Here is a 2,600-nt window from a genome sequence, read left to right as displayed (position 1 = left end):
GGAGCGGCTGGCGCAGCGCGACTTCGACACGCTGTCGGCCGAGGAATGGCGCGCGCTGCAGCATCTGATCCGCTCGCGCCGCACCCATCTGGCCACCGAGCGCACGCGCCGGCTGCGCGCCGCGACCCACGGCGCCCATGCCGACCTGCGCGCCAGCGCGCGTCTGGCGGTGCGCCAGCACGGCGAATGGATGCGCTGGAAATATCGCCGCCACGCCGAGCGCCGCCCGCCGCTGGTGCTGCTGCTCGATATCTCCGGATCGATGAGCCAGTATTCGCGTGCGGTGCTGTACTTCTGCCATGCCTTGATGCAATCGCGCGAGCGGCTGTCGGTCTTCCTGTTCGGCACGCGGCTGACCAATGTCAGCCGGGCGCTGCGGGAGCGCGATCCGGACGACGCGGTCGAGGCCATCTCGCAGCAGGTGAGAGACTGGGCCGGCGGCACGCGCATCGGCGCCGCGCTGGCGACTTTCAACCGCCAGTGGGCGCGCCGCACGCTGGGCGGCCGCGCCACCGTGCTGCTGGTCACCGACGGCCTCGATCACGAACGGATCGACCTGCTCGGCGACGAGATGGCGCGCCTGCGGCGTTTCGCCCATCGCATCGTCTGGCTGAATCCGCTGCTGCGCTACGCGGGCTTCACACCGCAGGCGCGCGGCGTGCAGGCGATCCTGCCGCATGTCGACGCGCTGCGCCCCGCCCACAACCTGGCGAGCCTGTTCGCGCTGGAATCGCTGCTGGCGGCGCCGCCTTCCGCACCGCATTCCGCATCGCATTCCGTGGCGCAACAGCGCCCCGGTCCGGCCCCGGGCCGGCGAGCCCCCAACGACAAGGAGAACCCCGCACCATGGAAATGACCCAAACCCACCGGCTGCCGGTGCCGCAGCAGGTCGCCTGGGAGGCGTTGAACGACACGGCCCTGCTCCAGCATTGCATTCCGGGATGTGAGAGTATCGAGCCCGATGGCGACAACGCCTATCTGCTCAGCATGACGGCCGCGATCGGGCCGGTGAAGGCAAAGTTCAAGGGCCGGATGGCGCTGCAGGACATCCAGGCGCCGGACAGCTATACCATCGCGTTCGACGGCCAGGGCGGCGCGGCCGGCTTCGGCAAGGGCACCGCGAAGGTGCGGCTGGACCCCGACGGCGACGAGACCGTGCTGTCGTACACGGTGCAGGCGCAGGTCGGCGGCAAGATCGCGCAGATCGGCTCGCGGCTGGTCGACGGCGCCGCGCGCAAGATGGCGGACACCTTCTTCACGCGCTTTTCCGAGGCGGTCAGCGGCGGCCAGCAGCCGGCCGACGGACAGACAGGCGAAGCCGGTGAACCTTTGGCGGGCGAATCGAACCAAGCCACTGCCGCCGGCGAACCGGCTGACAAACAAGCAGGCGAACAAACCAAACGGAAGCGATCATGGACAGCGTGGATCTCGAAGTCCTGAAAAGCAGCGTGCGCTGGACCGCCGAGGGCCACCGCACGCTGCTCGTCACGGTGGTCAGGACCTGGGGCTCGTCGCCCCGCCCCGAGGGTGCGATGCTGGCGGTGCGCGACGACGGGCTGGTGGTCGGCTCGGTGTCGGGCGGCTGCATCGAGGACGACATCATCGACCGGGTCCGGCGCGAGGGCATCGCGGCCCGCGCGCCGGAGGCGATCAAGTACGGCATCAGCGCCGAGGAGGCGCACCGCTTCGGCCTGCCCTGCGGCGGCACGATCGAGCTGGTCGCCGAGCCGGTCAGCGCCGACAGCGGACTGGCCGAGCTGCTGGACGCGGTCGAGAACGGCAGGCTGGTGACCCGCACGCTCGACATGGAGACCGGCAAGGCCACGCTGGGCCCTGCCGAGGCCACCGACGGCCTGACCTTCGACGGCCGCACGCTGGCGACGATCCACGGGCCGCGCTACCGGATGCTGGTGATCGGCGCCGGCCAGCTTTCGAAGTACCTGTGCCAGATCGCGGTCGGCCTCGGCTTCCAGGTCACCGTCTGCGATCCGCGCGAGGAATACACCGAGACCTGGGACATTCCCGGCGTCACCATGGTGCGCACCATGCCGGACGACACCGTGATCGAGATGAAGCTGGACGAGCGCTGCGCGGTGATCGCGCTGACGCACGACCCCAAGCTCGACGATCTCGCGCTGATGGAGGCGCTGCGCACGCGCGCGTTCTATGTCGGCGCGCTGGGCTCGCGCCGCAACAACCAGGCGCGGCGCGAGCGCTTGAAGGAATTCGACCTGAACGACGCGCAGCTGGCGCGGCTGCATGGGCCGGTCGGCATCTATATCGGCAGCCGCACGCCGCCGGAGATCGCGATCTCGATCCTGGCCGAGGTGGTCGCGGCGAAGAACCACGTGTCGCTGCCCGACATCCTGCAGGTCGAGGGCGCCAAGGCCGCGCGCGAACTGGCCGCCAACGAGGCAAGCGCATGCAGTCCGGGCCGCTGATCGATTCCGATCTGCCGGCCGGCATCCTGCTGGCCGCCGGCTACGGCCGCCGCTTCGATGCCAGCGGCGCGCGCAACAAGCTGCTGCAGGCGCTGCCGGACGGACGCACGGTGGCCTGGCACAGCGCCCGCACGCTGGCCACCGCGCTGCCTGGCGCGA

At 70.5% G+C, this 2,600-nt stretch carries 3 protein-coding genes and 1 pseudogene; all 4 read left to right on the top strand.

All coding sequences use genetic code 11. The features are described 5' to 3' along the window. The coding region (locus AC6EI8_RS25990; RefSeq protein WP_498383325.1) for a vWA domain-containing protein at positions 1 to 856 on the top strand (856 nt) is incomplete at its 5' end. Then, entirely contained in the window at positions 847 to 1,440 is a 594-nt protein-coding gene (locus AC6EI8_RS25985; protein ID WP_498383324.1) for an SRPBCC family protein, read from the top strand. The genes AC6EI8_RS25990 and AC6EI8_RS25985, both read left to right, overlap by 10 nt. After that, positions 1,413 to 2,441, top strand: coding sequence for an XdhC family protein (locus AC6EI8_RS25980; protein WP_149320153.1), 1,029 nt, complete (start codon positions 1,413 to 1,415; stop codon positions 2,439 to 2,441). Before AC6EI8_RS25985 ends, AC6EI8_RS25980 begins: the two co-directional genes overlap by 28 nt. Beyond that, positions 2,423 to 2,600, top strand: a pseudogene (locus tag AC6EI8_RS25975) (nucleotidyltransferase family protein); the annotation flags it as partial. The gene AC6EI8_RS25980 and the pseudogene AC6EI8_RS25975, both read left to right, overlap by 19 nt.

Source organism: Cupriavidus sp. R6-3 (assembly GCF_059772245.1).
The sequence above is the reverse complement of the archived record's forward strand: the minus strand, read 5'-3'. Positions and strand labels throughout refer to the sequence as shown.

Excerpts from the sequence above, each read along its gene's own strand:
- AC6EI8_RS25985 (WP_498383324.1), top strand. The coding sequence starts at position 847 with ATGGAAATGACCCAAACCCACCGGCTGCCGGTGCCGCAGCAGGTCGCC.
- AC6EI8_RS25980 (WP_149320153.1), top strand. The coding sequence starts at position 1,413 with ATGGACAGCGTGGATCTCGAAGTCCTGAAAAGCAGCGTGCGCTGGACC.